Source organism: Nocardiopsis halotolerans DSM 44410 (assembly GCF_000341065.1).
GTDB classification, from domain to species: Bacteria; Actinomycetota; Actinomycetes; order Streptosporangiales; family Streptosporangiaceae; genus Nocardiopsis; species Nocardiopsis halotolerans.
The window spans coordinates 40,446-67,282 of record NZ_ANAX01000202.1 but is presented as its reverse complement, the minus strand read 5'-3'; the positions used below and the strand labels follow the sequence as shown (position 1 = coordinate 67,282).

The window sequence follows — 26,837 nt, the reverse complement described above, 5'->3', positions numbered from 1 at the left end:
CCGCGAACAGCGGCTGCCCCTCCCGGAGGGGGACTACGTGGCCGAGTCCGCCGAGGAGGAACTGGTGATGTACGCGGACAAGTTCCACAGCAAACGGAACCCGCCGGTGTTCGTCTCCGCCGATTCCTACGCCGTGTCCGTCGCCCGCTTCGGCGAGGACAAGGCGATGCGCTTCAAGGAGCTGCGCACGCGCTTCGGCACTCCCGACCTGGCCCCGCTCGTGGCCGCCCACGGCCACGCCCTGGTCTGAGCCGGCCTCCCGGCCGCTGCCCCCTCCGCCCCGGGGGGAGGTGGCGAGCGTGGTCAGGCCCCGGCCAGGAAGGCCGGGGTCTCCGTCTCCGACGCACCCGCCGCCCACCCGGTCTCCACGCCCATGGGGGTGGCCAGCCGCACCCCGCCGACGGGTCGGTGGTGCGCGGCCGGCCCCCGGGGTCCGGCGAGAGGTGACGGAGGGCGTCGCCGCCTCCGGAACGTCACCGGTGCCCGCCCACGACCCTCAGCGGGTGAGGTCCTCCGTGCCCCTGGCGGGACCGTGGTAGAACTCGTGGTCCGGCTCGTTCTCGGGCACGGGCGGGTAGGTGGGGCCGTCCCCGCCCGGCTCCTCCCGCTCGGCGATGGCGATGCCCTGGGCCCGCATCGTCCGGGCCGCCCCGTCACGCAGCTCGGGGAGCATCGAGTACAGCACCTCGCCGGGGCACGCGGTGGCGTTGAAGTCGCGGTGGCCCAGGATCGCGCTGTACGGATTGAGCCCGTAGGCCCCGCACAGCCACGCCAGGGTCTGCACCAGCGAGTCGGTCAGTGCCCTCGTCGGGCTCGCGTTCGTGTACAGGCCCTCGTTCTCGATGCCGATGCAGGTGCCGTTGTAGTTGGCCACATGGGCGCCCACGACGTGGTCGCCCGCCCCGACGGACTCCAGGGTGCGGTCGCGGCCCTCCATGACGTGGCCGCCGCGGCTGATGGTGAGCTGCTGTCCGGTGTCGATCCACCCGTTGGTGTCCATGTGGAAGTTCTGGATCGACCTGGACAGGCGCAGTGCGTGGTCGAGTGTGTAGTCGGTGCTGTTGGACGTCGCGGTGTGGTGGATCACGATGTAGCGCGGCGGGGTGGCCAGAACCCGGATGGATCCGCTCGCCGGGCGGGCACCCCAGGCACCCCGCCAGTACAGGTACGGCCTGACCGCCTCGACGGAGGCGCTCGCGTCGGCGGTCCGGGCGGAGGCGCTCGCGGTACCGGCCGCGCCGAGAGCTCCGCCGAGGGCGGCGGCGCCCGAGGCGATGACGGCTCCGCGCAGGATGCTACGCCTGTCCGGTTCTGACCGATGGGTGTTGGTCACTGGGAGTCCTTCGTGTAGCTCGCAGGGTTACTTGCCAGTTCATGAAAAGACAAGGACCCCACGGTGCGCAAAGGGTCACACCGCGTGTTTCTGTGGCCGATTCCGGCCGGGGAAGGAGCCCATAACACCCGTAGCCAGTTCTCCCCTCATGCCTTAGGTGCAGCGGGGAGAAACGGCAGGGAAAGACATGATGTGCGACGTATTTCCTGGTAACGCAAGGAAGTACTGGTACGACTCCTTCGAACCCACACGATCGCCGGCACGCGGACAGCGCTATGGCCCTCTCCGAAGCCCTCCGGGAAAGGACACGCTACCGCCCGCCGTCAATGTGGCCGTCGACCGCACGAAGAACTCGTCCCATGTGGGATCCCCACAGTCCGACCGTGTGTCGACGGCCGGGCGACTGGGGCCGAACGGACCGGGGAAGGAGTCCGTGACCGCGGTCGGCCTCGTGGCCGCCGACAGTCGCGTCCCGCCCCGACCGCGGCTCAGCCGTCCTCGGCGTCCACGACGCCGGGAACGGGTGAGGTGCCGGTGAAGTGCTCACTCAGCGTGTTCACGCCCTCCTGGGGACGGGCCTCGGAGACGAGGGACTGGCGCTCCCTCCGGGTCCTGGCGGTGTCCAGCCCCATGGCCTGCTCCCGGTCCCGTTCCAGGGACGGGTCGCACTCGCCGTCCCGGTTGAAGGACCACATGAGCATCGGGTCGCCCATCGGCAGCGCGTGGCCGGGCCCGTCGTCGTGCCGGCCGGTGTGCCAGGTGTGCCACGTCTTGCCGTAGCTGTTGACCAGGCGCTTCATGAAGGCCTTCTCGGCGGCGTCGGGAAGGCCGGGAGCGATGAGCTGGCCGGAGAGGATCTCGAAGTTGTGCGGGTGCCAGTACGCACGCTCCTGCGCCGGGAGGCCCCCGTAGAGGCTCTCGGAGACGATGTATTCGACGCCGACGAGGTTCGCCTCGCGGGTGTTGCCGTCGAAGAGGACGCACTGGATGAGGTCGTCGTTGACCACCCGGCAGTAGTGGTGGGCCTCCATCTGCATGTACGGGTCGTCCTTGGCCGGGTGGAACCCCACCACGTAGACGTCGAAGCCCTTCAACGGGGTCGTGTCCTGCATGAGGTTCGCCCCCTGTTCCAGTGCGGCGAGCCACGCCCCCTTGCCCTCGCCCGCCGGGGTGGTCGGGCTCCCGCGCTCCTTGCTGCTCACGGTGGTCCTCCAGTCCTCGAAGCCGTTTCGGTGCTCCGCCCCTACCCACGACCCATGAGCCCGCAACCAGGGGAGACGGCCGTGCGGCCCGCATGGCTCCGGTGGAGGTGCCGGCGGTCGGGGTGAGGGCGACCCCGGGCGGGGCGCTCGGCAGCCGGGCGGAAACCAGGTCCGGGGGCACCGGGGTGCCATAGGAAATCCCTATGGCGTCCGCTCATATTCCGTCTTTGCTTCTCGCTCTTTTCCGGGCGTACCGTGAAAAACATCAACGGGGCGCCCGCCACGGTCTGTCCGAGGATTCGTGCGCTGCGCGCCCCGATATCTTCTTCCGTCGGGCGAAAGAAACGCAATCGAGAGGGCCGGTGGGATGACCACTGTAGAAAACGGGACGGGAAAACAGGAATTCGCGGGAAAGCGGGCTCTGGTCACGGGTGGTTCCCGAGGAATCGGGGCGGCCGTCGTGCGCCAACTCCTGGACGCGGGTGCCGAGGTGCTCACGACCGCCAGGTCGGCGACGAGCACGGTACCGGAGGGCGCCGCCTTCGTGGAGGCCGACGTGCGAACACGGGCCGGGGCCGAAGCGCTCGCCGCGGTCGCGCGGGAGACGTTCGGCGGAGTGGACGTCCTGGTCCACAACGCGGGTGGAGCGCGACCGTACGAGGGCTCCTCGGCCATCCCCGACGAGGCGTGGCAGGACGCGCTGGACCTGAACTACCTGGCGGCGGTGCGGCTGGACTCGCTGCTGACACCGGGAATGCGGGAACGGCGTTCGGGGGCGGTCGTACACGTCTCCTCGGCCGCGGTCCTCACCCCGGCGGGGCCGTTCCTGCACTACGGCCCGGCGAAGGCGGCGCTGGAGAACTACAGCCGGGGACTGGCCCTGGAGCTGGCCCCGTGCGGCGTCCGGGTCAACGCCGTGGCTCCCGGCAGGGTCGCCACCCCCGGAGGCGAGGCGACACGGGAGAGGTGGGCGGAGGTGACCGCGCGCATGGGAGCGGCGCAGGCGGAGAGCAACCCCGACGACGCCCCGCCGCTGGGGCGCGACGGCCGGCCCGACGACATCGCCAACGCGGTGCTGTTCCTCGCGTCCGACCGGGCGGGTTGGCTGACCGGGAGGCGTCTCGTCCTGGACGGCGGCGAGTTCCCCATGGGCTGACGCCGACGGGTTCCGGAACTTCGGTTTCGGCGAAAAGCATTCCGACCAGCGCCTCCGGGCGCGTCACCGGTTTCCGGGAGAAGACGGAGGAATCCTGCGATGGAAAAGTACAGCGGCAAGAACGTGGTGATCACGGGTGGCGGCAGCGGCTTGGGGTTCGCGACAGCGAAGCTGCTGGTGGACGGCGGAGCCCGCGTGGTGATCACCGGTCGTTCCCGGGCCACGCTCGACGCCGCGCGGGAGCTCGGTGAGAACGCGACGGCGGTCCGAGGCGACGTGTCCTCACTGTCCGACCTGGACGCCCTGGCGGACCGTGTGAAGGACGAACTCGGCACGGTCGAGGCCCTGTTCGTCAACGCCGGCATCGCACCACCCACACCCTTCGGGTCGGTGACCGAGGAGACGTACGACGAGCTGTTCGCGATCAACGTCAAGGGCGCCTACTTCACCGTGCAGAAGCTCGCCCCGCTGCTGAGCACGGGCGCCGGAGTCGTCCTCACCACCTCGATCGCGAACGTCATCGGCATGCTGGACGCCAGCGTCTACGCGGCCGGCAAGGCGGCGCTGCGCTCGATGGCCCGCAGCTTCTCCCGCGAACTGCTTCCGCGCGGGATCCGGGTCAACGCGATCAGCCCCGGCCCCGTCGACACGGGAGTCCTGGAGAACACGATGTCCGAGGAGGCCGCCGAGCGGTTCAAGGAGGAGCGGGTCGCGGACAACCCCATGCGGCGTTTCGGCACCACCGGGGAGATCGCCGTGGCGGCCGCGTTCCTCGCCTTCGACGCCACCTACACCACCGGCACCGAGCTCGCCGTGGACGGTGGCGCCAGCCAGCTCTGAGCTCGTCGTGTCCACGGGCCTCCAGCCGCCCCCGGCGGTCAGGACACCAGTGAGAGGGAGGCCGTGGCGTGCCAGATCTCCTGACGCAGGAGTTCGAGCAGGGCCGTCTCCCCCGGGCCCGGGTCGTGTCGGACCACGGCGATGACGGGCTGGGACACGGCCGGGGACACCGGGCGCGCGAGGTGCTCGTAGCCGTGGGGCACCACGGAGGCCGGGACGAGCGTCGCCCCCAACCCGTGGGCGACCCAGCGCACGGCCGTCGCCGCCTGGGACACGCGGGCGGCCGTGGTCGGGGTCAGACCGTTGTCACGCAGCACGCTCAGCAGCACGCCGTCGAGCGCGCTGTCGCGGTCGAACCTCACCCACGGCTCTCCCTCCAGGGCGCGCAGCCCGACCCGGTCCTCGGAGAGCAGCCGGTGCCCGGCGCCCAGCACCACGACGAACTCCTCGTCACCGAGGTGGTGGGCGTCGTCGGGGCTCTGCTCGCACGCCGCCATCAGGGCGAGGTCCAGCGTGCCCCGACGGCACAGCCGGTCCAGCTCGGCNGGTGCCCCCCAGCCGCGGGAAGCGGCGGCGCAGCGCCTCCAGCGCACCCGGCAGCTGTCGCGTGCCGAAGCCCATCTGCGCCACGACCACCAACTCGCCCGCCAGCTCGTCGGCACCGGCCCGCGCCGTCGCCCTCGCCCGCCGCGACGCGCTCACCGCGATCTCCGCCTCACGCAGGAACGCTCGGCCGACCGCGGTGGGCACCAGTCCGGTCGGCGTGCGGGCGAACAGTTCCACGCCGAGGTCCCGTTCCAGGGCGCGGATCTGCTGGGACATCGAGGGTTGGGCGACGCGCAGCCGCTCCGCCGCCGCCGTCACCGACCCCTCCTCGGCGACGGCCAGGGCGTACTCGTACTGACGAAGGCTCATCGGCTTGCGTCCCCTCCCCACGGTGGACCGCGGTCCAACCGGTTCCCGGTCGTTGTGGCGATGAACGTCCCAACATGGGATGCGGGGCGTTTACTCCGTGCTGGTCACCAGCCCTGCGGGCCGAGGTCGGGGCATCGCTGCCAGGCAGTCCCACCGGCGGCGCACCGGGTCAGGCCCGCACCAGCGACGTCGGGGTCGGCGGGGAGGCGATCAGTTCCTCGGGCGCGGTCAGGTACCAGGCCTCCAGGGTGAGCTCGCTGAGCTCGTCCAGGTCGATCCCGTCGAGGTGGACGACCACCCAGCCGAACCCGCCCGCGGTGAACTGCACCTCGAACACCTCCGGCCGCTCGGCCACGAGCGCGGCCTGCTCCAGGAGGGTCTGCTTCAGCCCCACGGTGGCGGTGTCCGGCCACAGGTAACCGAAGGGCCTGCCGCGCACACGGAAGGTCGTGTACCGCTCCGACTCCTTGCGCGTGCACTCCGGCAGCGCCCTCACCAACCGCTCGAACCGCTCGATCTCCACACCCATGGGAGGAGACAACCACACACCACCGACAGGGCGGACACCGCGGGCCCCCATGGCACGGTCGTTCCGGCGGCGGTGGGAGCCCGAGCGGTCCACACCACCAACCCCATTTAGTTAACCAGGAAGAAAGTTCCTACGGATAACGTTGGTCCGAGCAGAGGCACCCGGCCTCCTCCGAGGAGACCTCGGACCGACTGACCCTGGGAGAGCACCATGTCCGACTCCGTCGACCCCACACCGCGGGCCTCGTCCGTGGACGAGCGCAACCTGAACGACGCCACGGGCATGGACGCCGTGACCCTGCACGTGGGCGACCTGGAGTCGATGAGCTCGTACTACTCGGACGCGCTCGCCCTGGAACCCATCGAGGAACGGTCACGCGGCCGCGAGGTGCACCGCGTGCTCGGCCGCGGCCGGACCCCGATGGTGCGGCTGGTCTCCACCCCGGACCTGCCCGGGGTCGACCCGCGTCAGGCGGGGCTGTTCCACACCGCGTTCCTGTTCGAGGATCCGGCCAGCCTCGCCGCGACCGTCTACCGCGCGGCCCGGGACCCGCGCAGCCGGTTCGTCGGTTCCTCCGACCACCTGGTCAGCGAGGCCTTCTACTTCACCGACCCCGAGGGCAACGGCATCGAGCTCTACGCCGACCGTGACCGCTCGGAGTGGACGTACGCCAGCGGCCGGTTGCGGATGGACACCCTCTACCTCGACCCCAACGCCTACCTGCGCACCCATCTCGACGAGGCCGTCGTCGCCGAGGGGCCGCGCAGGGCGGGCGGCGTCGGACACGTCCACCTCCAGGTCGGCGACATCGGGACCGCCAGGGCCTTCTACGTCGACGCGATCGGGTTCGAGACCACGGTCGACACCTACCCGGGCGCGCTGTTCGCCTCGGCGGGCGGCTACCACCACCACGTCGCGATGAACACCTGGAACAGTGCGGGCGCGGGCCCGCGCGCGTCGACTCTGGGGCTCGGCGACGTGGCGATCACCGTGCCCGCGCGGCAGGACCTCGACGCGCTCATCGCCCGCCTGAAGGCACACGGGCTGGACCACGCCGACACCGGACGGTCGGTGGTCCTCCGCGACCCGTGGGGCACACAGGTCACGGTCGCCCTTCCCGGCACCAGCACGGACGAACTCCTGGCCCGGTGACCGTCCGCTCCGAGCGGGTCCCGTCCCGGGGCCCGGCCGACACCGGCAGGGGGCGGGAGGGCTACGCCCGCTCCCCCGCCGGCGGATTCCCGGGAGGTCCGTGAGAGGTGCTGTGGACCCTGGGGAGGTGGGGACACCGGCTAGACCAGCGCCGCGACCACCGCCTGTTCGTCGCCCCACCGGGCCAGAAGCCGCGGCCCGCCCTCGGGCTCACCGTCCAGGACGTGCGGGATCAGCACCCGTCCGTCCCGTCCCGGCGCGGTGCCGCCGTCGCCGCTGCCGGGTTCCCTGGAGACCAGCACCTGCTGCGGCCTGCTGTCCACACGGCGGTCGCCCTCCCAGATCTCCAGCTCCGCCTGTTCCTGCTCGCCCGCCAGGGCCCGCCGGAAGCACGCGAGGGCCACCTCGTCCCGGGTGCCGTCGTAGACCCAGCGCGTTCCCAGGACGGAGTGCTCCGTGGTCCCGACCAGGTGGTCCTCCTGACCTGGCACGGGCGCGCCCCGGTAGGCCAGCGGCACGTGGAGCAGGCGGTCCCCGCGCCGGAGCAGGAACACCTCCACCCCGACCTGCCCCTCCGGGTCGTCGAACCTGTACGCGCCGAGGATCTCGTCGGTCCCCCGACCCGCCCACGGCTGGCCGTCCAGCCAGGTGCCAAGCAGCGTCGGTTTACTCGGTGTGAGGGTGGCCTGGTAAATGATCGCCATGGGCACCAGTATCCGGCACGGGGGCTCCCTGGGATGCGGTGGGGTGAGCCCCGGCCTCGCCTCTGTCGCCGCACATGAGTGTCCGACTCTTCCTGACGTCCATGCCCGACGGGTCCTCACCGTGTCGCGCACTCCCGGGCACGGAGACTGGAAAAGCGCCTCTTTCCCATGGAACAGGGGCAACTAACGCACACGCACCACATGGCCGGTATTCGCCAATCCGGTCGAAACCGGTGCCGAGGGCAACTGTCCGGGGAATCTCAGGGGAACCCTCCCCCGACAGGCGAAGGCGACCGCGTGCCCGACGACGACCGACACACCCGCGACCGCGTACGTACCCTCGATCCCCTGTGCGGTGAGCTCAGGGACCTGGCCGCCCGCACCCGGGAGGAAGGCCGAGAGCCCCGGCAGGCGGAACTCCCCCTCAACACCGCCAAGGACAGGGCCGAGAGGGCCCTCGAACAGATCACCGACAAACTCGGCAAGCCCGACCTGTGGAAAGCCGCTTATCAGACCAGGGCGCTGGCCGAACGCATACGGGACAAGGGGCCGCGTTCCGTGGACCTGTGCGCGGGCACACGGGCCTCGGGAATGCAGGCGCTGCTCAACCAGGCCGTCAGTGTCGTTCTGTCCAGTGAGGACCCCGCCGATCTGGTGGGGATGGAGGCCGAGGAGCTCGCCGAACTGGTCGGTGAGCACTTCGTTCTCGGAGCACTGCGGCGCTACGGCCTGGACCGTATCGCCCCCTTCGGAGAGGGGGACGCCCCCGGCGTCGAGGACGCCCTGGACTTTCTCGAACTCGCCGACCTCACCTTCGGTACAGCGATCCTCCGTGCCCTGATCCAGCCCTTCCTCCGCTGACCCCCGAGGAGTTTCCGTGTCCGACGAGAGGACCACGTCCGTCACCTTCCGCTCCGACGGCGGGCCCGGACCAGGAGAGGCCGGGGTGTTCGACCAGAGCGGCGCCCTCACCGCGACGATCCCCGATCTCTTCGGTTCCCTCCTGGACGAGAGGAGCCTCGCCGCCGACCTGTGGTGGATCGCAGCCTCGTGCATGGCCGTCGACCGTAACCTCAGACGACCCGCTCGCCACAAATGGCGCAGCGGCCAGGAGTGGTCGCGCACGATCAGGGCCTCCGTACCCGTACAGAACCCCGAATGGTGGTCCGCGCACGCCGACCATGTCGAGGACCTGCTGGAATGGTTGACGGCGGATGCCTGGAAGCTGGAGTTCCTCCGGGGAGAAGTCCTCAGTTACCGAAAGCAGAGTCTGGATCTGGAGATGTCGGAGCTGATCGGGGAGGCCGCGCTCTTCTCCGGCGGACTGGACTCGGTCAGCGGCATGATCGATGACCTCCGCTCCTCCGGAGACCAACTGTCGGCGGTGTCGGTCAGCACCAACAACCGGATGCACCATCTCCAGTCACGTGTCTTCCACGGACTGCGCTCCTCCCTCCCGCGGCTGCGCGGTCTGCTCTCCTTCACCCTCCAGGTACACATGAACAACACCGAGGACACCGTGCGCACACGCGGGTTCGTGTTCCTGGCGGCAGGGGTCGTCTCGGCCATCGCCCTGGGAAAGGACTCGCTGCGCCTGTACGAGAACGGTCCCGGCGCCCTCAACCTCGCGCTCTCCCGTGGCCAGGTCGGTGCGCAGACGGCGCGGGCCGTCCACCCCAAGACGCTCCGGTACATGGAGCGCCTCGCCGAGGGCATCACCAGGGCGCCCTTCAGCATCGAGAACCGCTGCTTCCACCTCACCAAGGCCGAGATGGTGCGGCGGGTGCCCGCCGAGCACGAGTACGACAAGCTCCTGGCGGAGACGATCTCCTGCGACACCGGGTTCGCCCATCACGGCAGCGGCGGCAGCACGCATCCGCACTGCGGCGGCTGCACCTCGTGTCTGCTGCGCCGACAGGCGCTGGCCGCGGCCGGACGCGATGTCCCCACTCCCCGGCGGCGCACCCCCCAGCGCAAACTCGAACACCACAACCTCATGACCTGGCAGGTGGCACGACTGCGTCACGCGATGAGCGAGGGCCTGTCGTGGAGGCGGATGGTGCGGGAGTTCCCCGACCTGGTGTGCGACCCCGACTCGTTCCGGCCCGAGCGGCGGGGAGAGCTGCTGGACCTGTTCAGCCGCTACGCCGCCGAGTGGGACCTACCCGCCGTCGCCGCGGAGCTCGGTGTTCAGGAGACCGCGCCGCTCCCCTGAGCACCGAGCCACCGGACCCGACCGGACATCAGCCGAGGTAGTTCCGCACCGCCTCGCGGATCTTCTCGGCGTGGAGGTAGATCTCGTCGATCGACCCCAGCCGGTGACGGGTCTCGTTCTTCGCGGCGTCGAAGGTGCCGAGGTACTTCTTCGACCTGGCGTTGAAGTGCAGGCGCGCGATCGGCTTCCGGTTGTTGTCGTCCAACAGGATGGCGAAGTAGCTCTTGGAGTCCCGCTGCGTGATCCGCTGGGGCTTGACCTCGCTGCACGCGATCGCCTTGACGACCTGGTAGCCCTCCAGCTCCTCAAGGGTGGTCTCGATTCCCGTGCCGCGTTCCAGGTCCTCCTCCGCGACGTCCTCACTGCTGGCCGGCTCCACCTCGGTCTGCGGACGGGTCGTCTCCAACGCTTTCTTCAACCGGACGTTGACCTGGTCGTCCAGGAAGGCGGAGGCGGCCTCCCGGACGAGCGGCGTGAGCTGCTCGCGCGCCTTCTTGGTGAAGGCCTTGTCGTAGACGCGGCCGGCGAAGAACTTCACCCAGTCGGCCTCCGGCTCCTGGAACTGCTCCGCCAGTGTGCGCTTGATCGCGCCGATGTACTTGAGTTTCTCAGCGGCGTCGATCACCGAGTTCAGGTCGAAGGAGGCCTTGGTCAGCTTGTACAGCTCGGGCAGGAGGCTCTCGTCGACGTCGCCCAGGTCGAGCACCATGAACGGGCGGGAATCCATGCGGTTCGGTGCTTCGAGGTCGGTGTAGAAGCGGTACTCCACGCCGTTGGTGAGAACCGCGATCCGTGCGTTGGTGACGGAGAAGTACCGGTAGAGCTGGGAGGCGTGCTCGACCTTCAACCCACCGTTCGACTTCTTGCATTCGATGAGCATCTGCACTTCGTTGTCGTGCATGATGGCATAGTCGACCTTCTCCCCCTTCTTCATCCCGACGTCGGCGGTGAACTCGGGAACCACCTCGCGCGGATCGAAGACGTCGTACCCGAGGACCGTCGCGATGAATGGCATGACGAATGCGTTCTTCGCCGCTTCCTCGGTCTGGGTCATCTCGCGCTGCTTCTGCACCTTGGCGCTGAGCGCGGAAACCTTCTCGTCGAATTCCATAACGGCCCTTCTACGGCAACCCGGTCAGGGAACCCTAGCAAGGGATAAAGACCGACATCCACCGGTCAACACATTCGTTATAACGACGCACCGGAGATTTTCGGCCATTCCGACGGCGCCCGCCTCCCCGAACAGCGGGCACGGGGCCTCCTGCCGCTCGCCCGGCGGGATCCCGTTGACCTCGCGTGGCACCTCTCCGGACGGAAACCTGGTCCCGGCGCCGTTACCGGGCCACCAGGCCGTGCACTTCTGGTGTGGAACCGCCCCTTTCCCACCGTCTCCTTCGGCGTGGGCCCGTCCGCCCTCGGTTCCGTGGCCGGAAGACGAACCACACCAGGTGGACGCGAGTCCGCATTCCCACGTTGGCATCCCCGGGAAAAGAGCACATCACGAACCGGCCACGAAGACCCTGGGCGAACACGTGTGCCACCGGGCCGGGGATCGCGCTCACTCGACGGGGCTGCCGCCGCGGTTCAGGATGGCCTCCTCTCGGAAGTGGCGAGCTCCGCGATCCGCCGCCCGGTGTCGCGGGCACGCGACAGCGAGTCCAGCGACTCGGAGTCGACCTCGGCCGCGGCGTGGACCCAGGGGTCATCGACCCGCATGCTCTCCAGGCGCAGGGCGTTGACCCGGTCGATCAGGTCACGCTCCGCCTCGATGACCTGACCAGCCATATGAACGATGGTGTCCACCTGGTGCGCGGTCTTCTCCTGTTCCGCGTCCAGGGTGTCCAGGGCACGTTCGGCGGCCTGCCGACTACGTTCCCCCGTGGTCGGAACCCCTTCGATGCCACGGCGCCGACCATCATGGAGAGGAAGAGTGACGCACCCGCACCCATCCAACCAAACACACTGCTGGAGTACCGGTCCTCTCGGCGTTGTTTCTCCCGGTCCTCCGCGGTCCTTCGAAGAGCGGAAAGGGGACGCTCCGGGAACGTGGGATCGATACTGAGCCTGGGTGACACGGCGTTCTTTGACATGGGAAACCTTTCTGGCCCCGAAAGGGGACGTGAGATTCGCTAGAGGGGCCAGAGCTGGGTGAGGGCCGCGACCGCCGTGCCCGTTGCCATGAACAGCAGCACCGCGCCCGCGCAGCCGCCGCCCTCCTTCCGCGCCTCCACCGGGATGCTGGCGTTGATCTTCCGGGGTCCCCGATCCGGTCGGCGCGCGTACGCCGCCGTATGGTCGCGGCGCTCGAAGGGTGCGACGAACTGCTCGTGGTACTGCCGATCGGTCAGTTCCCGGGGCCGCCAGAACGTCTGCCAGGCCCTGCCGTCCCTCTCCTCCTGGTGCTCGGCCCGGAGCTGGGCGGCGACCACCGCGCCGGTTCCGTCGTCGAACAGACCGCGCTCCGCCCCGTCGACGGCCGCCTTCAGCAGGTCCCAGGCCTCGGCCGGGGTCACCACCCGGATATCCGCCTCGCGGGCCCTGTGGACCTTCACGTCGTCCGCCGCCGGTTCGGCGATGACCAGCCGAACGGTCTTGGTGACGTTCACCCCGACGGTCGCGCCGTGGGACACCGCGAAGTCCACGACCGCGCTCACCGGCCCGCTCTCCCCCACCGGCACGACGCGCCAGCCTCGGAGCGGGCCGTTCCTGCGCGCCTTCTCCTGGTCGGCGACGTAGAGCAGGTCCTGGATGACGTGCCCCGCTCCCAGGTTCCTCGCGGCCTTCTCCAGCTCCCGGAGTTCGGTGGAGGTCACCCGCCCGTCGGCCTCGGCGCGGGCGCGGGCCTCCAGCAGGACCTCCTCGTGCACCCGGCGCACCGTGGCCTGCGTGAACCCCGCCCGGGTGGCGAGCAGGGCGAGCTGCTGAGCCTCGTCTCCGACGATCCTCCCGTCCGTGAGGGCGTGCCCCAGCATGGAACGGTAGGCGGCCACGCCCTGGAGGTTGGGGTGGGGCGAGGGGTTCATGTCGGGCAGTCCGGCGGCCAGGTTGGCCAGCCAGCCCTCCCGTCCCTTGCGGAGACCGGTGGTACGCGGAGCGATCCGCCCGCTGCGGGGCACCGGCGGCGCGGGCACCGGCCCGGGCCCGACCCAGGCGAGCGGTTGGGGGCTCTCGTTCACCAGTACCGACAGCATGCGGGCGAGGTGACGGGCGTCGGCCAGCGCGTGGTGCTGTCCCTGCATCCACTCGCCGGTCATCAGCTGGTAGAGCTGGTGCTGGCGGTAGGCGTACCGGTCCAGGTGGGTGCGGAAGGCCTGGAGCGTGCACAGCCCCGGCAGTCCGGAGGGGCGCATGCCCAGGGCACCGAACCCGGCTTCGAGGAACCCCTCCTCGAAGGGCAGGTTGTGCGCGACGACCACCGCGTCGGACAGGTAGGCGATCAGGTCACCGGCGATGTCGGCGAAGGCGGGCGCGTCGGCCGCCTGGGCGGCGGTGATGCCGTGGAACTCCTCCCCCGTGAGGGGACGTCCGGGGTCGACCAGGGTCGCGTACTCGTCGACGACCGTGCCGTCGCCGCGCATGCGCACCACCGCGACCTCACAGATCCGGTGGCCCCCGCGCGGGTCGAGCCCGGTGGTCTCCACGTCCAGGACGGCGAACGGCATCCGTCGCGGATCGGTTCCCTGGCCTCGGGTCAGGCGGCCCTGGGTGAACATACGCGCCTCCGGTACGGGATTTCGAGGGGAGGGCCGTGCGCGTCCGGGGTCAGGGGGCGGCGGCGACGGCCGTCAGGTGGGGGCGGGGAAGCGCGCTTACCGGCGCGGGCGCTTGCGCTGCTGGATCAGGGCCTCCACACGGACGCGGCGGAACTTCTTCCGCAGCGTCGCGCTGCCGCTCCTGTGTTTCAGGAGCGCCAGAGCCTCGTCGCAGACGTCCAGCGCCAGCTCGGGGTGCCGTTCGACTTCCGCCATGGCCCTGTGTGACATCCTGACGAGCCGCGTGTGCTCCTGCGTCGTGAGCCCTGGTGCCTTCACGGGCCCGGCGGTTTCACCGCCCCGGGGCCGCGGGACGCCGCGCGTCCTCCGCTCGGTCGGGGGCGGAACCCGCCGGGGCTTCGGGACCCTCGCGCCTTGGCCGCGGCCCTCGACCCTGGCCTTCGCCTCACGACGGAGCTGGCGGAAGTCGTCCATCGTCGTCCTGACCCGCTGCCCCACCTGAGCGAGGAGCCGCCGTTCCTCCTTCAGGGCACGGGCGCAGATCTCCAGTGTCCGCTCCGGTTCTTTGGGCAGGAGCGCCTTCGCGCGCGTGCGCATCCTGTTCAGTTCGGGGACGTCGATGGCTCTGGGGGCGGGGGTGAACCTCTCCGTACGAGACCTGGAGCCGTCCGACGAGGGCTGCGCCTTCCTCCTCGCCTTGTTCGACGGTCCCCGTGTGGGTCGGTTCGCCCTCCACCCCGAGTCGACCGGCAGGGGCGTGCGCGGGCGGGGAGCGCGCGGCGCCTCCATACCCCGGTGCTTCGTGCAGCGGGGTTCCATCGAGGTTCCACCGAAGTCGTGGTCGATGTCGCCGCGCCCCCGGATCACGGACTCGCTCGCGTCGCGGTCCTCACACCCCGGGTATCCACAGAGCACCCCGGTATGGCCGAGACCGACCAGACGGGGCGCCCGGCCGTTCTCCGGGCCGGACTTCTCCTTCGCCACCGCGTCCTCCGATCAGCAGCGACAGGGGCCACATCCCTTTCGGGACCAAAGCCCTGTCTGGAGGGTGGGCCTCCGAGCCGGTCAACCCGAAGGCCTGCGCCGCCGTCATAACACCGAAAGCGTGCTTCTGCGTCGCTGAAACAAGGATACACGGCAATGCTGTGAACCTTGTTAACAATCGGGTTTCGGTCGTCGGAGTACCGCCCGAACACCCCACAGTCAGTCGAGTTCCGCGCCTCCCGCCGCCCGGAGTGGGCGAAGGCGCGGTACCGCCACAGCGTCCGGATCATGCTCCTCGACCGGCACCGCCCACGGCACCGCGCTGGCCGCCCGTTCGAGCCCGACCGGGCCGGGCACGCGGGCGTGGGGTGCCTCCGGCGCGAGGAGCAGCCCCGAGTCGACCGGGATCGGCCAACGCGGTCCGGTCCCGTACCCGGGACCATGTGTCCGCTGGAGCATGGTGAGGATCGACGAATCGTCACCCCGTGTCCCTAGGGTCATGGCCACCAGCAGACGAAGAGGGGGAAGAGACGCATGATCCGCGTACATCCGATCCGGCTCCCGGAGGCGTTCGTCCGCGACCGGGGAGTCGATCCGGCCAACACGTTCACGTGGAGGCACCGCGCGGTGTGCACACGGCCCGACGGGGAGCGCTACGTGCTCTCCGAGGTCGGTTACAACCCCTATCGCTACGACGACTCCGACTATGACGAGGAGGAGACCTTCGGGCACGTGCTGTCCCGGTACGCCCCGGACGGGACACCTCTCGCCCAGGTCTTCCTTGACTGGGGACGCCCCGGCTCGATCGTCGGCGACGGGGGCTACCACCCGGGTTCGCTGAGCCTCCTCCCGGACGGGAGGGTCCTGTACTCCACGGGGAACAACCGGGCGTTCGCCTTCACTCCGGACCTGGACTCGACGGCGGAGGTCACGGCGCCCAAGGCGAAGCGGTGGGCGTTCAGGACGCGGCTGACCCCGTCCGGACGTGCGCTGTGCCTGCTCGGCGACAACACGGTGGCACTCTCACACGAGCCGGTCGGAACCGAGCTGCCCGCGCTCACCGCGGTGACCGCGCTGATGTGTGAGCGGCCGCCCGCGGGCCATGCCCCCCGGTACTGCCCGCCGACCGGCGCTTCGGGTGAGGGGACTCCCCGTACCGAGCTGGTCGGGCAACTCGACGCGGAGAGCGGCGGTCGGTTCGGCATACGTGCCGAGACGGTGCGCGACGCCGTACCCGTCGACGACTCCACCTTCGTCGCCCTGGCGGTCGGCTGGCACAAGCACGCGGGACAGCGCGGCGGCGACTTCCTGTTCGCGCTGGTCAACACCGACGGCAAGGTGGTGGGACACCTGGACCTCGACACCTACCGGGACTCGGCGGCCCGCGGCATGCGCTACGACGTGGTCGTGGACCAGCGGCGACGCCGCATCTTCCACCTCAACACCTTCGGCCTGTACGTGTTCGACGACTCCGGGACCAGGACGCTGCACCTGTCCACCGAGGACAAGGGGTACAAGCCGCTCGCGCACTTCCGGTTGCACGAGTTCGACCCGTCCGGGCACCTGGTGCTCACCCACGAGAAGCAGCACCTCGTGCTGACCGTTCCCGTGCCCGACGACCTCGCCGACCTGCCCGGTACCGTCGTCGACGCGCTCACGCGCTTCCGCGGGGAACGGACGCGGCTGAAGAAGGAACACCGCCCCGAGAACTGGTACTGGACGGCGGCCGACACCCCGCTCACCCTCTTCTGAGAGCTCTCGGAGAACGGGCAGCCGAGGGAGCGGCATGTGCCGCTCCAGAACCCCACGGCTCTCCGGTACGCGCTCACTGCCGGTCGCGGCCGGGGGTACCGGCGATCGCGTCCCCTCCACGGGCGGAGGAGACGTGTGTACGCGGGCGGGGTCGTGTTGGCCGAACGGCTCCAAGCAGGTCAGGGCCCCGGCTGGCATCCGAAGACCCGGACCACGGGTGTTCACCACGGCGTCCCGGGGGGCGGGGTGGCCGGTATCGGCCAGAGACCGTCGGACGCCTCGCGCTACGCTGGCGGCTGTCCGTTTCCCTCTGCTTCCGGGACGTGTTCATGACCTCCTGCCCTGTCTGCCGTCAGTCGGACCAGATCGCGAGTGTCCCGGCGATCGTGAGCGCGGGAAGCTCGCAGACCTCGTTCACGGGCACGTCGTACGTCCCGGGGGCGACCGGCTACGCGGGCTCCACCCCGGTACACGTGGGGAGCTCCACCGCCCACCACCACTTCCACTCGCACAGCCAGACCCAGCTGGCCCAGACCCTGGACCTGTGGCTGGAACAGCCGCCGAACCGCTCCCGGTTCCAGCTGGGGGTCTTCGCCCTGTTTTTCACCGTCCTGGCCCTGGTCGGCACGGATTCCATGACGTCGATGCTGATGTTCCTGTGCCTCCTGTGGATCGCGGTGCCCACCCTGGTCGTCCGGAGGTACGGGCCCCGGTTCGGGATGCTCGCCGGGCTCGCCACCTTCGGGGCCACCGCCCTCCTGGTCACCGAACCGGGGCGGCTCGACGCCGTCTACCAGGGCACGGTCGTGGTCGGCCCGATCGTGGCCGTGCTCGCCCTGGGGAGCTGGGCCTGGGCCTGGATCGGCTACCGTCGGCGCGCGCCCCTGCGGGAGCACCTGTACGAGGTGTGGTCGCGCCTGTTCTACTGCTCCCGCGACGGCAGGGTCTTCGACCCCGCGACCGGGATGCACACCGATCCCCACGACGTCAACGCGCTGCTCCACGCGCGGTAGCCCGGGCGGCGGCGCCCACGCACGTCGGGTGCCCCGCCCCGGCTGGCGACCGCGTGCGCGATGGTCGGGGACACCCGTCCTGTCACCATTGGTGTCCCTCGACCGCGACGACGATCTTCCCGACGTGCCGCTGACGCCCGAACCGCTCCTGGGCCGCGGCGAGGTCCTCCCGCGCGTACCGGGCCTCGATCACGGGCCGGACCGCGCCTCTGCGCGCCGTACGCAACAGCGCGGCGAAGTGCTTGCGCGTGTGCATCGGGGAGCCGATGAGGCTGATGTCGTGCAGGTACAGCCGACGCAGGTCGAACTCGACGACCGCTCCGGCGACGGCCCCGGCGATGACCCACCGCCCGTCGTCACGGGTCAGCGGCATGAGCCGGGAGACCAGCGGACCGGCGGCGCGCACCTCGGCGGCCCTGTCGCCGCTGGTGACCGCGATGACGACGACCGTACCGTGCGCCCGCCGTCGACCTCGTTGCACACGTGCTCGCGCTCATCCGATACACGGTTCCTCCCCTCGGCCGGGTCAGGCGATGTCCGCCTCGGCGAGGAAGGGGCTCGGCCGCCCCGACCACGACACGTGCAGGTGGTCCCGCGCCCGGGTGCAGGCCACGAAGAGCAGACAGCGTTCGGCCATCAGGTCGGCTTCGTGCTGGAGGGGGTCCACCTCCTCGGGGGTGACGCCCCGGGCGTAGGGCACGGCGCCGTCGTTGACGCCGATGACGGCCACGCACCGGAACTCCAGTCCCTTGAGGGAGTGCATCGTCCCCGCGCGTACGCCCGGATCGTCCGGGCCCGCCGTGCGCAGCTCGCGGGCGTGGACGCCCGCCTCGGTCAGGGCGTTGACCGCCCGCCGCGCGGCCGAGTTGAAGCGGGCCGCGACGGCGATGGACGCCGGCTCCACTCCCCCGTCGATCCAGGAGCGCACCGTGTCCACGAGCACGTCGAGTTCCTCGCTCTGGCCGGTGGCCGCGTGCGTGGTGGGCCTGGGGCCCTGGAGGGCCGAGCGGTACCCGGACAGGGACTCGGTGCCCCCGTCCGCGAGGGCCTCCACCCTCTCCCCCGCCAGCAGCGGTCCGGCCCAGGTGAGGATCTGCTGGGTGCTGCGGTAGTTGCGACGCAGGCGCTGCGAACGCCCCACGACGTTGACGCCGAGCGTTTTGAGGGAGACCTTCGAGTCGTAGATGCGCTGGTGGGGGTCGCCCGCGATGAACAGGTCGTCCGGGCGCGGAGCGACCAGGGCGCGCAGGAGCCGCCACTGCGCGGGGTGCAGGTCCTGGGCCTCGTCGACCACCACGTGCCGGTAGCGGGGCCCCTTCTCCTCCAGGGCACGCGCGGCCTCGTCGCACGCCTGCAACTGCGTGCGCAGGCCGTCGGCGGCCAGCCGGTCGGTGAAGGCGGACACCACCTCCCACACCCGGGTGCGCTGGTCCTCGTTCAGGGGTCGTCCTCGTCCGCGGCGGGTGGCGGACAGGTACTCGGGGAGGGTGTCGATGCGCTGGGCGAGGACGACGTGGCGGTACTCCTGGAGCAGGAACTCGGCCGTCCACGGCAGCTGGCGTTCCTCCACCAGCGCGCGCCAGCGCTCCAACTCCTGGGTGTCGTTGACGTAGGAGGGTTTTGCGCCCCCGGCGACCTCGGTGAGGACCTCGGCGGCCTGGGCGTTGACCGTGGTGACGTCGAGCCGCTCCAGCCGTGCGGGGTCGTCCGTCAGCTGTCGCACACCCTCCCTCAGCGCGGAGGCGAGCGTGTTGGTGAAGGTGGTCAGCAGGATCCGCTCGTCGGAGCGCAGGTAGGACAGCAGGTGGTGGACTCGGTGCATGGCCACCACCGTCTTGCCTGTGCCGGGGCCTCCGGTGACCTGGTAGCTGCCGGGATAGCTGGCCTTGTAGGCGACCTTGCGCTGGGCCGGGTGCAGGAAGGTCCGCCAGACGGTGAAGGGCTGGGAGAGGATCTCCTCCAGTTCGTCGAGTCCGGAGACGAGCTTGATCCGGGTGGGGGTGTTGCGGATGGCGGTGTCCAGGTCGCCGCTGACGGGCCCGGAGGGCCGGTGGGCGACGATGTCCCTCCAGATCTCCTCCACGGAGAACCCGGCGGCGAGGTACTGGAGGACCTCGGCCTGGTCCTCGGGCAGGAGCGGGACGATACCGGCGAGTTCGTCGGTGTCCGCGATGGTACGGGCCGCGCGCAGCACCCTGTCGGTGACGCCCAGGGTCCTCAGGTCGCCGTCGGAGACCTCGGCGAACAGCTGCCGCTCCGGGTCGGACGGTACCGCCCTCCCCTCCAGGTCCGTGGTGGCCCGTTCCAACGCCTCGGCGTCCCAGATCTCCACCGCTCCGGTGAGCTGGTTGACGCCCGCGTCCTGCTTGTTGGCCCAGTCGTAGGCGTCGTCGTGCGCCATGACCTTGAGCAGCGTGTAGCTGTCGCCGCTCTCGGGGGCCAGGACCACGCCCCGGTAGAAGTTGTCCACCCTGAAGGTGAAGATGCTGCGGTTGCGCCGCCCCTGGGGAGGCTTGAAGTTGAGTCCCTTGTCGGCCTTGAGTTCGGCGGGGGTGAGCAGGCTGAACTTCTCCATGGCGGTCCGGATGTTCTTCCGGGCCGACGGGGGGAGTTCGTCGTACTCACCGCTCGCGAAGAACTGCTTTCCCAGGGCGAGTTGGGGCATGGGGTCAGGGCTCCGTTCCTGCTGGGGCGACTCGGGCGACCGTCCGGCTCAGCTCCGGCTCCGCCCCAGCCGACCCCGTCCCAGCCGGTCCAGGAGGTCGGCGACCTGACGGGTCTCGGGGGCGCCGGGGCCGTAGGCCGCGCGCAGGTCAGAGTACAGCGCGGGCAGCTCGGACGAGGCGCGTTCGGTGTCTCCCGAACGCAGCCGCCACAGGACCATCTCCCGGCGCAGGTCCAACACGTCCTCGGAGCGGTCCCCGCTCACCCGGCGGAACCGCTCCAGGAGCCCCTCCGCCTCGTGCAGGGCTCGGGTGGTCTCCCCCAGCTGCGCCATGCAGTAGACGGCCTGCTGCCGGCAGATGAGGGCGCGTTCGTCCTGCGGCCCGGCCTGGCGCTGGAGGATGTCGGCCAGGGTGGTGAACTCGGGCAGGGCGCGGCGCGCGTCCCCGCTGATGGCCAGGGCGTTGGCCCGCAGCAGGCGCAGTTCCACGACCTGGGCTGACTCCTCTCCCAGCACGGACACGGCCGGGTCGATCACGTCGTCGAGGACCCCGATGGCCTGGGCGAAGCGCCCCTCGCCGATGAGGGCCTGGGCGTGCCCGTCGGCCTCGGTCAGCTCTCCGGGGGCCAGACCGGCGATCGGGGGCGTGGCCGCGGTGGCATCCACCAGCGTGGAGGGCAGCGGCTTGGTTGGCGAGGGCACGGTCGCCCGGGGGCGGAGTGGAACGGGACGCCGGTAGGGGCGGGTGGGGTCGGGCAGGGCGCCGGGCGGCAGGGGCTTGTCCGGCGCGAGGGGGTCGGGTCGGGGCAGGTGGGGAACGAGCCGGTCGTGGACGTCCTGCGCGGTGGCGGGCCGGTCCTCGGGGTCCTTGGCGAGCAGGTCCAGCACGAGCCGTTCCAGGTCCTCGGGAAGACCGTCCACGTGGGCCGAGGGTGGTGAGGGAGTCTCCTCCACGTGCGCGACCTGGAGTTGGAAGTGCGTGTAGTCGGCGGGGAACACGGTCCGGCCGGTGAGCATCTGGTAGAGGACGCAGCCCAGGGAGTACAGGTCGCTGCCGGGGGTGGCGGGCGCACCGCGCACCTGTTCGGGAGGCATGTAGGCGTAGGTCCCCAGCATGCTGCCGGTGTGGGTGAGGCGGGTGACGTCGGTGCGCAGCACGGCGGCGATCCCGAAGTCCAGGACCTTCACCGTGCCGTCGTCGGCCACCATGATGTTGCCCGGCTTGAGGTCGCGGTGGACGACGGGGACCGCGTGGGCCTCGGCCAGGGCCGCGCACACCTGGGCGGCGACCGCCGCGGCCGCGGGCACCGGCATCGGGGCGCTCTCGTCGATGGTGTCGGCGAGGGAGACGCCGCGCACCAGCTGCATCACCAGGTACAGCGAGCCCTTGTCCTTGTCCACGGCGGCGTCGTAGACGGCCGGTACGCCCGGGCTCTCGATACGGGCGGTGACGCGGGCCTCGCGCCTGAACCGGTCGGCGTACTCGTCGTAGAGCCTGGGGTCAGCCACCAGGTCGGGGCGGATCACCTTGACCGCGACCGGCCGGTCGAGCACGGTGTCGTAGCCGCGCCAGACCCGGCCCATGCCACCGGTGCTGATGGTGTCGACGAGTTCGTACCGGTCGGCGATCCGCTCGGGTGTGGCGTGCACCAGGCCCCTTAGGTCGGGTGCGGACGGGCGGTGGCGGGTCGGCCCGGCCCGCACGGATGGTGGTCCTCTTCTCTGCGGGGAGATCCTACGGGGCCGGAACCGGGGTGGCGCAGGGACCTTGGTCCCTTGACGCACATCCCACGCCGCCGGTGGTGGTGCGGGTACACCGCGACTCGCACGACCTCGGCGCGGCCGTCGGCCTCGATCTCCAGGTAGGCGGGGATGTGCGGCCAGGTGTCGATCTTCCTGCCCCTGAGGGTCATCTGGTCGCCGGTGCCGCGCAGGCGCACCCAACGGGAGGGTTCGCCGGGTTCGAGGTCGTGGACCCAGCTCCGCTGGAGCACCTCACCCAGGTCCGCGCCGCCCTTGTCGAGGACGCGCTGGGCCACCTGGTCGACGTCGATGTCCGGGATCTCGGCCCCGTACTCGATCACGCCCATGGTGTCGGGTTTCCTTCGGTGCTGTGGGCCGTGGTGGAAAAGGAGCGGGACGCGGTGGGCGGCTTCCCGCCTGTCACGGTCGGTCCGGTGGAAACGGAGGATCTCGTCCTTGACGAGGGGCGTGGAGGAAGTGTCCTAGACGGGCTGGCACAGGTCCATGCGTCGCAGGCACATGCCGACCAGGTAGCGCCCGTGACGGTTACGGGCGAGAAGGGGTTCTTCACGGAGGCTCTCCCTCGGCCCATACTCCAACAATCCCTCATAACCTTCACATGACGATCAGCATGGGATTGGGCTTTTCCCGAAAATCGGGCAGCCGATTGGTATAGCTTCGCGCAGGTCAGCCGCACCAGCCCGCGCTCCAGTTCTCCTGGTGCCTGCCGGCCCTGCCGCACGTGGATTCTGGAGTATCCATGACCATCCCCCACCCAGCCCGCCCGCCGAGACTGAAGGCGGGCTTGCCGATCGGCACAAAAGAAGGAACCGGTTGCGGAGGATCCGCGTTCATTGTCGGGATCGGTTTTCTGTTGCTGCTGTCCCTGGTTCCCTTCGAAACACCGGCACCGGAAGCCGAATCGGTGGCGGCCATGCCGTCGCCGTCCCCCAGCGAGTCACCGACCCCCACCGCGCCTGACGTGGTCGGCCTGAGCCTGCCGGACGCGGAGGAGGCGGTCGCCGACGCCTACTTCAGCCTGGGCGAGCGCGACCTCGCCGCCGCTGAGGACGGCTCGGCGTGGAATCGTTCGGCGATGCTGGTGTGTTCCCAGGACGTCGACGGCACCGTGGTCCACCTGAATATCGCCCCCACGGGCACCGACTGCCCCGACGACCCTCATGCGTCGGAAGAGTGGCCGACCCTGCCCGGTTTCGTCGGCGGCACGGTCTCCGAGGCGCGAAAGTGGACCGAGAGCGCGGGGATCTCCGGTATTGAGGTGTCGTCCGCGTTCGGCGACGTTGACTCCCCGGACCTCGACGAGGCCGACGACTACCTGGTGTGCGCGCAGCACCCCGGGGAGGCCGAGAGCGCGGCACCCTATCGGGACAGGTTCGTGGTGAAGGTACATGTCGTCGGCTCCGACGAGAAGTGCCCCGACGAGATCGGTGATCCGCGCTTCGAGCCGGAACCTGAACCAGAACCCGAGCCCGAGCCCGAGTGGGAAGCTGAACCTGAACCCGCCCCGGAGCCTGCGCCCGAGCCTGCCCCGGAACCCGAACCAGAGCCCGAACCCGAGCCGGAGGCTCCGTCCCACGCGCAAGGAGTACACCCCGGGGCGTTCTGCTCCGAGCACTGGCAGTACGGGTACACGTCCAAGGGCACCCTCATGCAGTGCACGACCACGGCTGAAGACAGCAGGTTCCGCTGGCGCCAGGCTTGAGCGGTCTCCAGGAGAAACCCTCCGCGACACGGCCGTGCCGGTCCTCCGAGGGCTGACACGGTCGCCGTGGTGTGTACGGGGCTGGACGGGTCGCTACGGCAGGACCGTGACCAGGTGGCGGGCCGGGGCTCCGGGGCTGCTCGCGAGGGCGTGGGCGGCCAGCAACCGTGTCGACCCGGTGCGGGCGGTACCGCCGAGGCGGCTGGGGCGACCGAAGCGGCTGGGCTTGCGTCGGCGACCGTGTGGACGATTCGATCAGCCGCGAGGCGCGGGATGGCCGAATGTGGCCATATCCCAAGGCACCGTTCACAGCGTCGGATACCAGAAACTCGCAGGCCAGAGCATCCTACTCGTGAGAAAAAGGATCTACCCCTTCTCTCCCATTGCACACGGAGGGGAACGGGAAAGCCCCTGAACTGGCGCGCTCACCAGGGACGGACCGGATTTTCTGGCCAAACGTGCGCTCCGGTCCGCTCCCATCGTCCTCGAAGACGCTCCTCCTTGGCTAGGGTCAGCGCAAAACCCCCTTTCCCCCAGGAGAAACACATGGCCGATGCAGGCGCGAACCCGGGCGATGCCGTCAATTCCGCTGGCAGCGCGGCGGACATGGCCGACAGCATGGCCACACTCGCCCGGGACTTCGGCAACGACATCTCTCCGCTCTACTCCGGAGCGCCGGAGCTCGGCGGTTCCCTGGTGGACTACGACATCGAAGGCAACGAACGCATTCGTCTCGCCGTGATGAGCAGCAGAAGTCTCGCCGAGAAGAGCGGACACGCCGGTGGTGAGTTCTCGGAGACGGACCACCAGTCCTCCTCCGACTTCGGGGGCGCCGTTCCGTCCATTCCCCGACCGGTCAACTTCTGAGGGAAGTTCACATGTCACCCGAATCCATGGTGCTCGGACTTCCCGAGGACGTCGATGCGGACGAGGGCGCGATACGTGACGGCGCCGCGGACCTCCTCATCACCAGGAACACGATGCTCGGGCAGTCGGCCGACCTGGAGACCGGCTTCTGGGCGACCGCGAACGAGTTCAGCGACACGATCGCCTGGGACATCAAGGACGCGACCGAACAGGAGATCCAGACCTGGGAGGACGCGGCGGAGATTCTGACCCACGGGTCGGGCACCTTCACCCTGTACGCCGATGCCATCGAGAAGTACCGGGGCGTGCGCGTCGACCTCCATGTCCGCTGGAGTGAGTGCAAGCGCGAGGCTCTGGCACGGATCGAGGAATTCGGCGCCGACACCATGACGTTCAGCGGCGTCTCCCAGGAACAGGCCGAGGTGGAGTACCTGAACGGGGTTCGCGAGGGGCTCCTGGGCGAGCACACCCAGGCCCGATCGGACCTGGACGACGCGACCGACGAGGCCAAGGACGCACTGACCAACGGTCCGAGTGCCGCGTCCTGGGAGCGCATCGAGAACGCGGGCCTCATGACCGGCAGGGAGATCCACCTCTTCGGCGGCGTACCCGATCCCGTGGTCGACTTCGAACCCCAGGACGACTGGACTCCTGGGGAGGTGGCGGACTGGTGGTCCACCCTCGCACCGAACCAGCGGGAACACGCGATGGAGGAGTACCCGGACGACCTGCGCAACCTGGACGGTGTGCCCGTCGTCGTCAGGGACGAACTGAACCGCGCGGAACTCGAGGAGGCGATCGACCACTTCTCCTCTCCCGGTGTCGGAAGCAATCCCTTCACTCTCGAGCAGTTGCGGGAAATCCAGGAGGCGACCAAGGGGGATGACAACAAGTTCCTCATGTACTTCGACCCCTTCGCCCCTGGAGGAGGGCAGGCAGCTATCTCCACCGGCAACCCCGACTTGGCGGACCATGTCTCCACCATGGTCCCCGGGATGTTCAACGACATGGGGACCCTCACGAGCCCGATCGAACGCTCCGAAGCACTCCACGCCCAGATGGTGGAGAACGATCCGAACGGTGAGCACGCCTCGATCACCTGGATGGGATACAACGCACCCCCCACCCACTGGGATTCGAAGGACGGTGCCACAGCCCTCGCCTCCTTCCAGGAAGGGCTGCGTGCCACGCACCAGGGCGATGAACCCTCGCACAACACCGTGCTGGGGCACAGCTACGGTGCCTACATCGCCGGTGCCGCGGCCAACCCCCACATCGGTGGCGGTCTTGACGTCGACTCGCTCGTTCTCGTCGGCGGGGCGGGTGCGAGTGTCGACCACATCAGCGACCTCACCGTCGACGAGGAGAACGTGCACGTCATCCAGGGAGACGACGACTGGATCGAGGATGCCAGAGACGATTTCGGGCTCCTCATCGACGGTTTCGGAACCCCGCTGCACCACGATGAGTTCTTTGAGGATCCCAATAATCCCAGCGAGGAACTGGGCAACCGACTCGACCCCGAAGCGGACACCAGCCACAGCGGGTACTTCACGGACGAGGAGACACTCAGCTATCTGGGCGATGTCCTGACAGGAGGCACCCCCCAGTGAGCACGGACTCCACCCCTTCTCCTCGGAACAGACAGGTAGGAGAAGAGGATAGGTCTCAGCGAGAGCCTCCCTCCACCGTCCGGGACTTCCTGGATCGGCGCCTGTGGCTGTTCCTGGCGCTGTCCGTGGGAGCGGGCTTCGGCTGCGGAGCGCTTGCGGTGTTCGTCGACGGCCTCAGTTCCGAGGGGCTCCCGTTCCTGGAATGGTCCGTCGGCCTCTATGTCACGCCACCGTTCCTGATCGGCTGGATGGCGATCCGTTCCCGGTCGGCGACCATCTCCGGTTCGGTCACGTACCTGTCCGCCGTTCTCGGACACCTGACCACCACCCACCTGACAGCCGACGACCACACCATGCGGGAGTACTGGGTCTGGCTGCTCGTCGGGGTCGTCACGGGGGCGCTCCTGGGATTCCTCGGCAACAGGTTCCGGTCGCACGCCACGGGCGTCAGGGCCTTCGCCGCGGGGGTTCCCCTCGGACTGATAGCGGTCTTCCTGTGGGTGAGCGTCAGGGCGTACGTGAGGTCCGGCGGGGAGGAGGTCCACCTGGGCGTGCTTCTCCTCGAAGGAGTCCTGGCACTGCTCCTCCTGGCACTGTGCCGTGGATGGGCCGCCCGGGGTGTGGCCCTGGTGTGGGCGGCGGTACTGAGCATCCCGTTCGCCTTCGGCATGTTGTCCGTGTTCTCGCTCGTGTGGTTCGCGAGCGGAGACTACTGAGG

The 26,837-nt window shown here is 69.8% G+C and carries 26 protein-coding genes (1 of these 26 only partly in view); 12 read left to right on the top strand and 14 right to left on the bottom strand.

Translation table 11 applies throughout. From position 1 onward, the window contains the following. A protein-coding gene (locus tag D455_RS0115545) for an HD domain-containing protein (RefSeq protein ID WP_017571635.1) crosses the window boundary here: on the top strand, positions 1–250 show its final stretch. It extends 344 nt beyond the left edge of the window; 250 of the gene's 594 nt are visible here — the last part of the coding sequence; the start codon falls outside the window, past its left edge; its stop codon occupies positions 248–250. A 246-nt stretch (positions 251–496) separates the two neighbouring features. Here the strand turns inward: D455_RS0115545 and D455_RS0115535 are convergent, their stop codons facing one another. After that, positions 497–1,333: a peptidoglycan recognition protein family protein gene (locus tag D455_RS0115535; protein ID WP_017571633.1), complete on the bottom strand. Its 837-nt coding sequence runs from the start codon at positions 1,331–1,333 to the stop codon at positions 497–499. A 488-nt stretch (positions 1,334–1,821) separates the two neighbouring features. Next, positions 1,822–2,535, bottom strand: coding sequence for an OBAP family protein (locus D455_RS0115530; RefSeq protein WP_017571632.1), 714 nt, complete (start codon positions 2,533–2,535; stop codon positions 1,822–1,824). Positions 2,536–2,902: 367 nt separating this feature from the next. Between D455_RS0115530 and D455_RS0115525 the strand changes: the two genes are divergently transcribed. Continuing rightward, positions 2,903–3,691: an oxidoreductase gene (locus D455_RS0115525; protein ID WP_026122663.1), complete on the top strand. Its 789-nt coding sequence runs from the start codon at positions 2,903–2,905 to the stop codon at positions 3,689–3,691. Positions 3,692–3,790: 99 nt separating this feature from the next. Further along, the gene (locus D455_RS0115520) at positions 3,791–4,531 is read left to right on the top strand and encodes an SDR family oxidoreductase (RefSeq protein WP_017571630.1); all 741 of its coding nucleotides are present in this window, start codon (positions 3,791–3,793) and stop codon (positions 4,529–4,531) included. Positions 4,532–4,569: 38 nt separating this feature from the next. Here the strand turns inward: D455_RS0115520 and D455_RS34860 are convergent, their stop codons facing one another. The 3 genes from D455_RS34860 to D455_RS0115510 all read right to left on the bottom strand — a co-directional run bounded on the left by D455_RS34860 (position 4,570) and on the right by D455_RS0115510 (position 5,975). After that, positions 4,570–5,028, bottom strand: a complete 459-nt coding sequence (locus tag D455_RS34860; RefSeq protein WP_206539266.1) for a LysR family transcriptional regulator substrate-binding protein — start codon at positions 5,026–5,028, stop codon at positions 4,570–4,572. Further along, the gene (locus D455_RS34855) at positions 4,982–5,446 is read right to left on the bottom strand and encodes a LysR family transcriptional regulator (protein ID WP_206539265.1); all 465 of its coding nucleotides are present in this window, start codon (positions 5,444–5,446) and stop codon (positions 4,982–4,984) included. The genes D455_RS34860 and D455_RS34855 overlap by 47 nt, the downstream gene beginning before the upstream one ends. Positions 5,447–5,615: 169 nt before the next feature. Further along, entirely contained in the window at positions 5,616–5,975 is a 360-nt protein-coding gene (locus tag D455_RS0115510; protein ID WP_017571629.1) for an MmcQ/YjbR family DNA-binding protein, read from the bottom strand. 210 nt (positions 5,976–6,185) lie between these two features. Between D455_RS0115510 and D455_RS0115505 the strand changes: the two genes are divergently transcribed. Beyond that, a complete protein-coding gene (locus D455_RS0115505; RefSeq protein WP_017571628.1) occupies positions 6,186–7,127 on the top strand; it encodes a VOC family protein in 942 nt (313 codons plus the stop codon). 140 nt (positions 7,128–7,267) lie between these two features. Here D455_RS0115505 and D455_RS0115500 read toward each other — a convergent pair whose 3' ends face one another. Then, positions 7,268–7,831, bottom strand: a complete 564-nt coding sequence (locus D455_RS0115500) for a maltokinase N-terminal cap-like domain-containing protein (protein WP_017571627.1) — start codon at positions 7,829–7,831, stop codon at positions 7,268–7,270. 297 nt (positions 7,832–8,128) lie between these two features. Here D455_RS0115500 and D455_RS0115495 point away from each other — a divergent pair, with 297 nt between their 5' ends. Together D455_RS0115495 and D455_RS0115490 are read left to right on the top strand one after the other, a co-directional pair. Next, on the top strand, positions 8,129–8,692 hold the full coding sequence (locus tag D455_RS0115495) for a hypothetical protein (protein ID WP_017571626.1): 564 nt from the start codon (positions 8,129–8,131) through the stop codon (positions 8,690–8,692). A gap of 16 nt (positions 8,693–8,708) precedes the next feature. Further along, positions 8,709–10,046 (top strand): 7-cyano-7-deazaguanine synthase, encoded by a 1,338-nt coding sequence (locus D455_RS0115490; RefSeq protein ID WP_017571625.1) that lies wholly within the window; start codon positions 8,709–8,711, stop codon positions 10,044–10,046. Positions 10,047–10,074: 28 nt separating this feature from the next. Here D455_RS0115490 and D455_RS0115485 read toward each other — a convergent pair whose 3' ends face one another. The 4 genes from D455_RS0115485 to D455_RS34850 form a co-directional block, all read right to left on the bottom strand. Beyond that, on the bottom strand, positions 10,075–11,157 hold the full coding sequence (locus D455_RS0115485; protein ID WP_017571624.1) for a type I restriction endonuclease: 1,083 nt from the start codon (positions 11,155–11,157) through the stop codon (positions 10,075–10,077). A gap of 473 nt (positions 11,158–11,630) precedes the next feature. Then, positions 11,631–11,831 carry a hypothetical protein gene (locus D455_RS0115480; RefSeq protein WP_017571623.1) on the bottom strand — a complete coding sequence of 67 codons (201 nt, stop codon included), beginning with the start codon at positions 11,829–11,831 and terminating at the stop codon, positions 11,631–11,633. 344 nt (positions 11,832–12,175) lie between these two features. Beyond that, complete coding sequence (locus D455_RS0115475; RefSeq protein WP_017571622.1) at positions 12,176–13,759, bottom strand: exonuclease domain-containing protein; 1,584 nt, start codon at positions 13,757–13,759, stop codon at positions 12,176–12,178. Between the two features lie 96 nt (positions 13,760–13,855). Then, complete coding sequence (locus D455_RS34850; RefSeq protein WP_206539264.1) at positions 13,856–14,014, bottom strand: hypothetical protein; 159 nt, start codon at positions 14,012–14,014, stop codon at positions 13,856–13,858. A 1,263-nt stretch (positions 14,015–15,277) separates the two neighbouring features. Here D455_RS34850 and D455_RS32255 point away from each other — a divergent pair. Next, positions 15,278–16,495 (top strand): NHL repeat-containing protein, encoded by a 1,218-nt coding sequence (locus D455_RS32255; RefSeq protein WP_017571620.1) that lies wholly within the window; start codon positions 15,278–15,280, stop codon positions 16,493–16,495. A gap of 386 nt (positions 16,496–16,881) precedes the next feature. After that, positions 16,882–17,508, top strand: coding sequence for a hypothetical protein (locus tag D455_RS0115460; RefSeq protein WP_152487071.1), 627 nt, complete (start codon positions 16,882–16,884; stop codon positions 17,506–17,508). Between the two features lie 82 nt (positions 17,509–17,590). Here D455_RS0115460 and D455_RS0115455 read toward each other — a convergent pair whose 3' ends face one another. The 4 genes from D455_RS0115455 to D455_RS35420 are packed head-to-tail and all read right to left on the bottom strand — an operon-like array spanning position 17,591 to position 22,263. Further along, a complete protein-coding gene (locus D455_RS0115455; protein WP_017571618.1) occupies positions 17,591–17,989 on the bottom strand; it encodes a zinc-binding dehydrogenase in 399 nt (132 codons plus the stop codon). Positions 17,990–18,034: 45 nt separating this feature from the next. Further along, positions 18,035–20,173, bottom strand: coding sequence for a UvrD-helicase domain-containing protein (locus tag D455_RS0115450; protein WP_017571617.1), 2,139 nt, complete (start codon positions 20,171–20,173; stop codon positions 18,035–18,037). Between the two features lie 48 nt (positions 20,174–20,221). Beyond that, positions 20,222–21,823: a serine/threonine-protein kinase gene (locus tag D455_RS0115445; RefSeq protein ID WP_040684904.1), complete on the bottom strand. Its 1,602-nt coding sequence runs from the start codon at positions 21,821–21,823 to the stop codon at positions 20,222–20,224. Between the two features lie 8 nt (positions 21,824–21,831). Continuing rightward, a complete protein-coding gene (locus tag D455_RS35420; RefSeq protein WP_017571615.1) occupies positions 21,832–22,263 on the bottom strand; it encodes a hypothetical protein in 432 nt (143 codons plus the stop codon). Positions 22,264–22,676: 413 nt separating this feature from the next. Here D455_RS35420 and D455_RS34565 point away from each other — a divergent pair, with 413 nt between their 5' ends. The 4 genes from D455_RS34565 (at position 22,677) to D455_RS0115415 (ending at position 26,835) form a co-directional block, all read left to right on the top strand. After that, the gene (locus tag D455_RS34565; RefSeq protein ID WP_169552642.1) at positions 22,677–23,639 is read left to right on the top strand and encodes a serine/threonine kinase; all 963 of its coding nucleotides are present in this window, start codon (positions 22,677–22,679) and stop codon (positions 23,637–23,639) included. A 546-nt stretch (positions 23,640–24,185) separates the two neighbouring features. Continuing rightward, positions 24,186–24,506, top strand: coding sequence for a hypothetical protein (locus D455_RS32245; RefSeq protein WP_152487069.1), 321 nt, complete (start codon positions 24,186–24,188; stop codon positions 24,504–24,506). Between the two features lie 11 nt (positions 24,507–24,517). Further along, the gene (locus D455_RS0115420; protein WP_017571611.1) at positions 24,518–26,119 is read left to right on the top strand and encodes an alpha/beta hydrolase; all 1,602 of its coding nucleotides are present in this window, start codon (positions 24,518–24,520) and stop codon (positions 26,117–26,119) included. Further along, positions 26,116–26,835, top strand: coding sequence for a DUF6518 family protein (locus tag D455_RS0115415; RefSeq protein ID WP_275040895.1), 720 nt, complete (start codon positions 26,116–26,118; stop codon positions 26,833–26,835). The genes D455_RS0115420 and D455_RS0115415 overlap by 4 nt, the downstream gene beginning before the upstream one ends. Positions 26,836–26,837 lie beyond the last annotated feature (2 nt).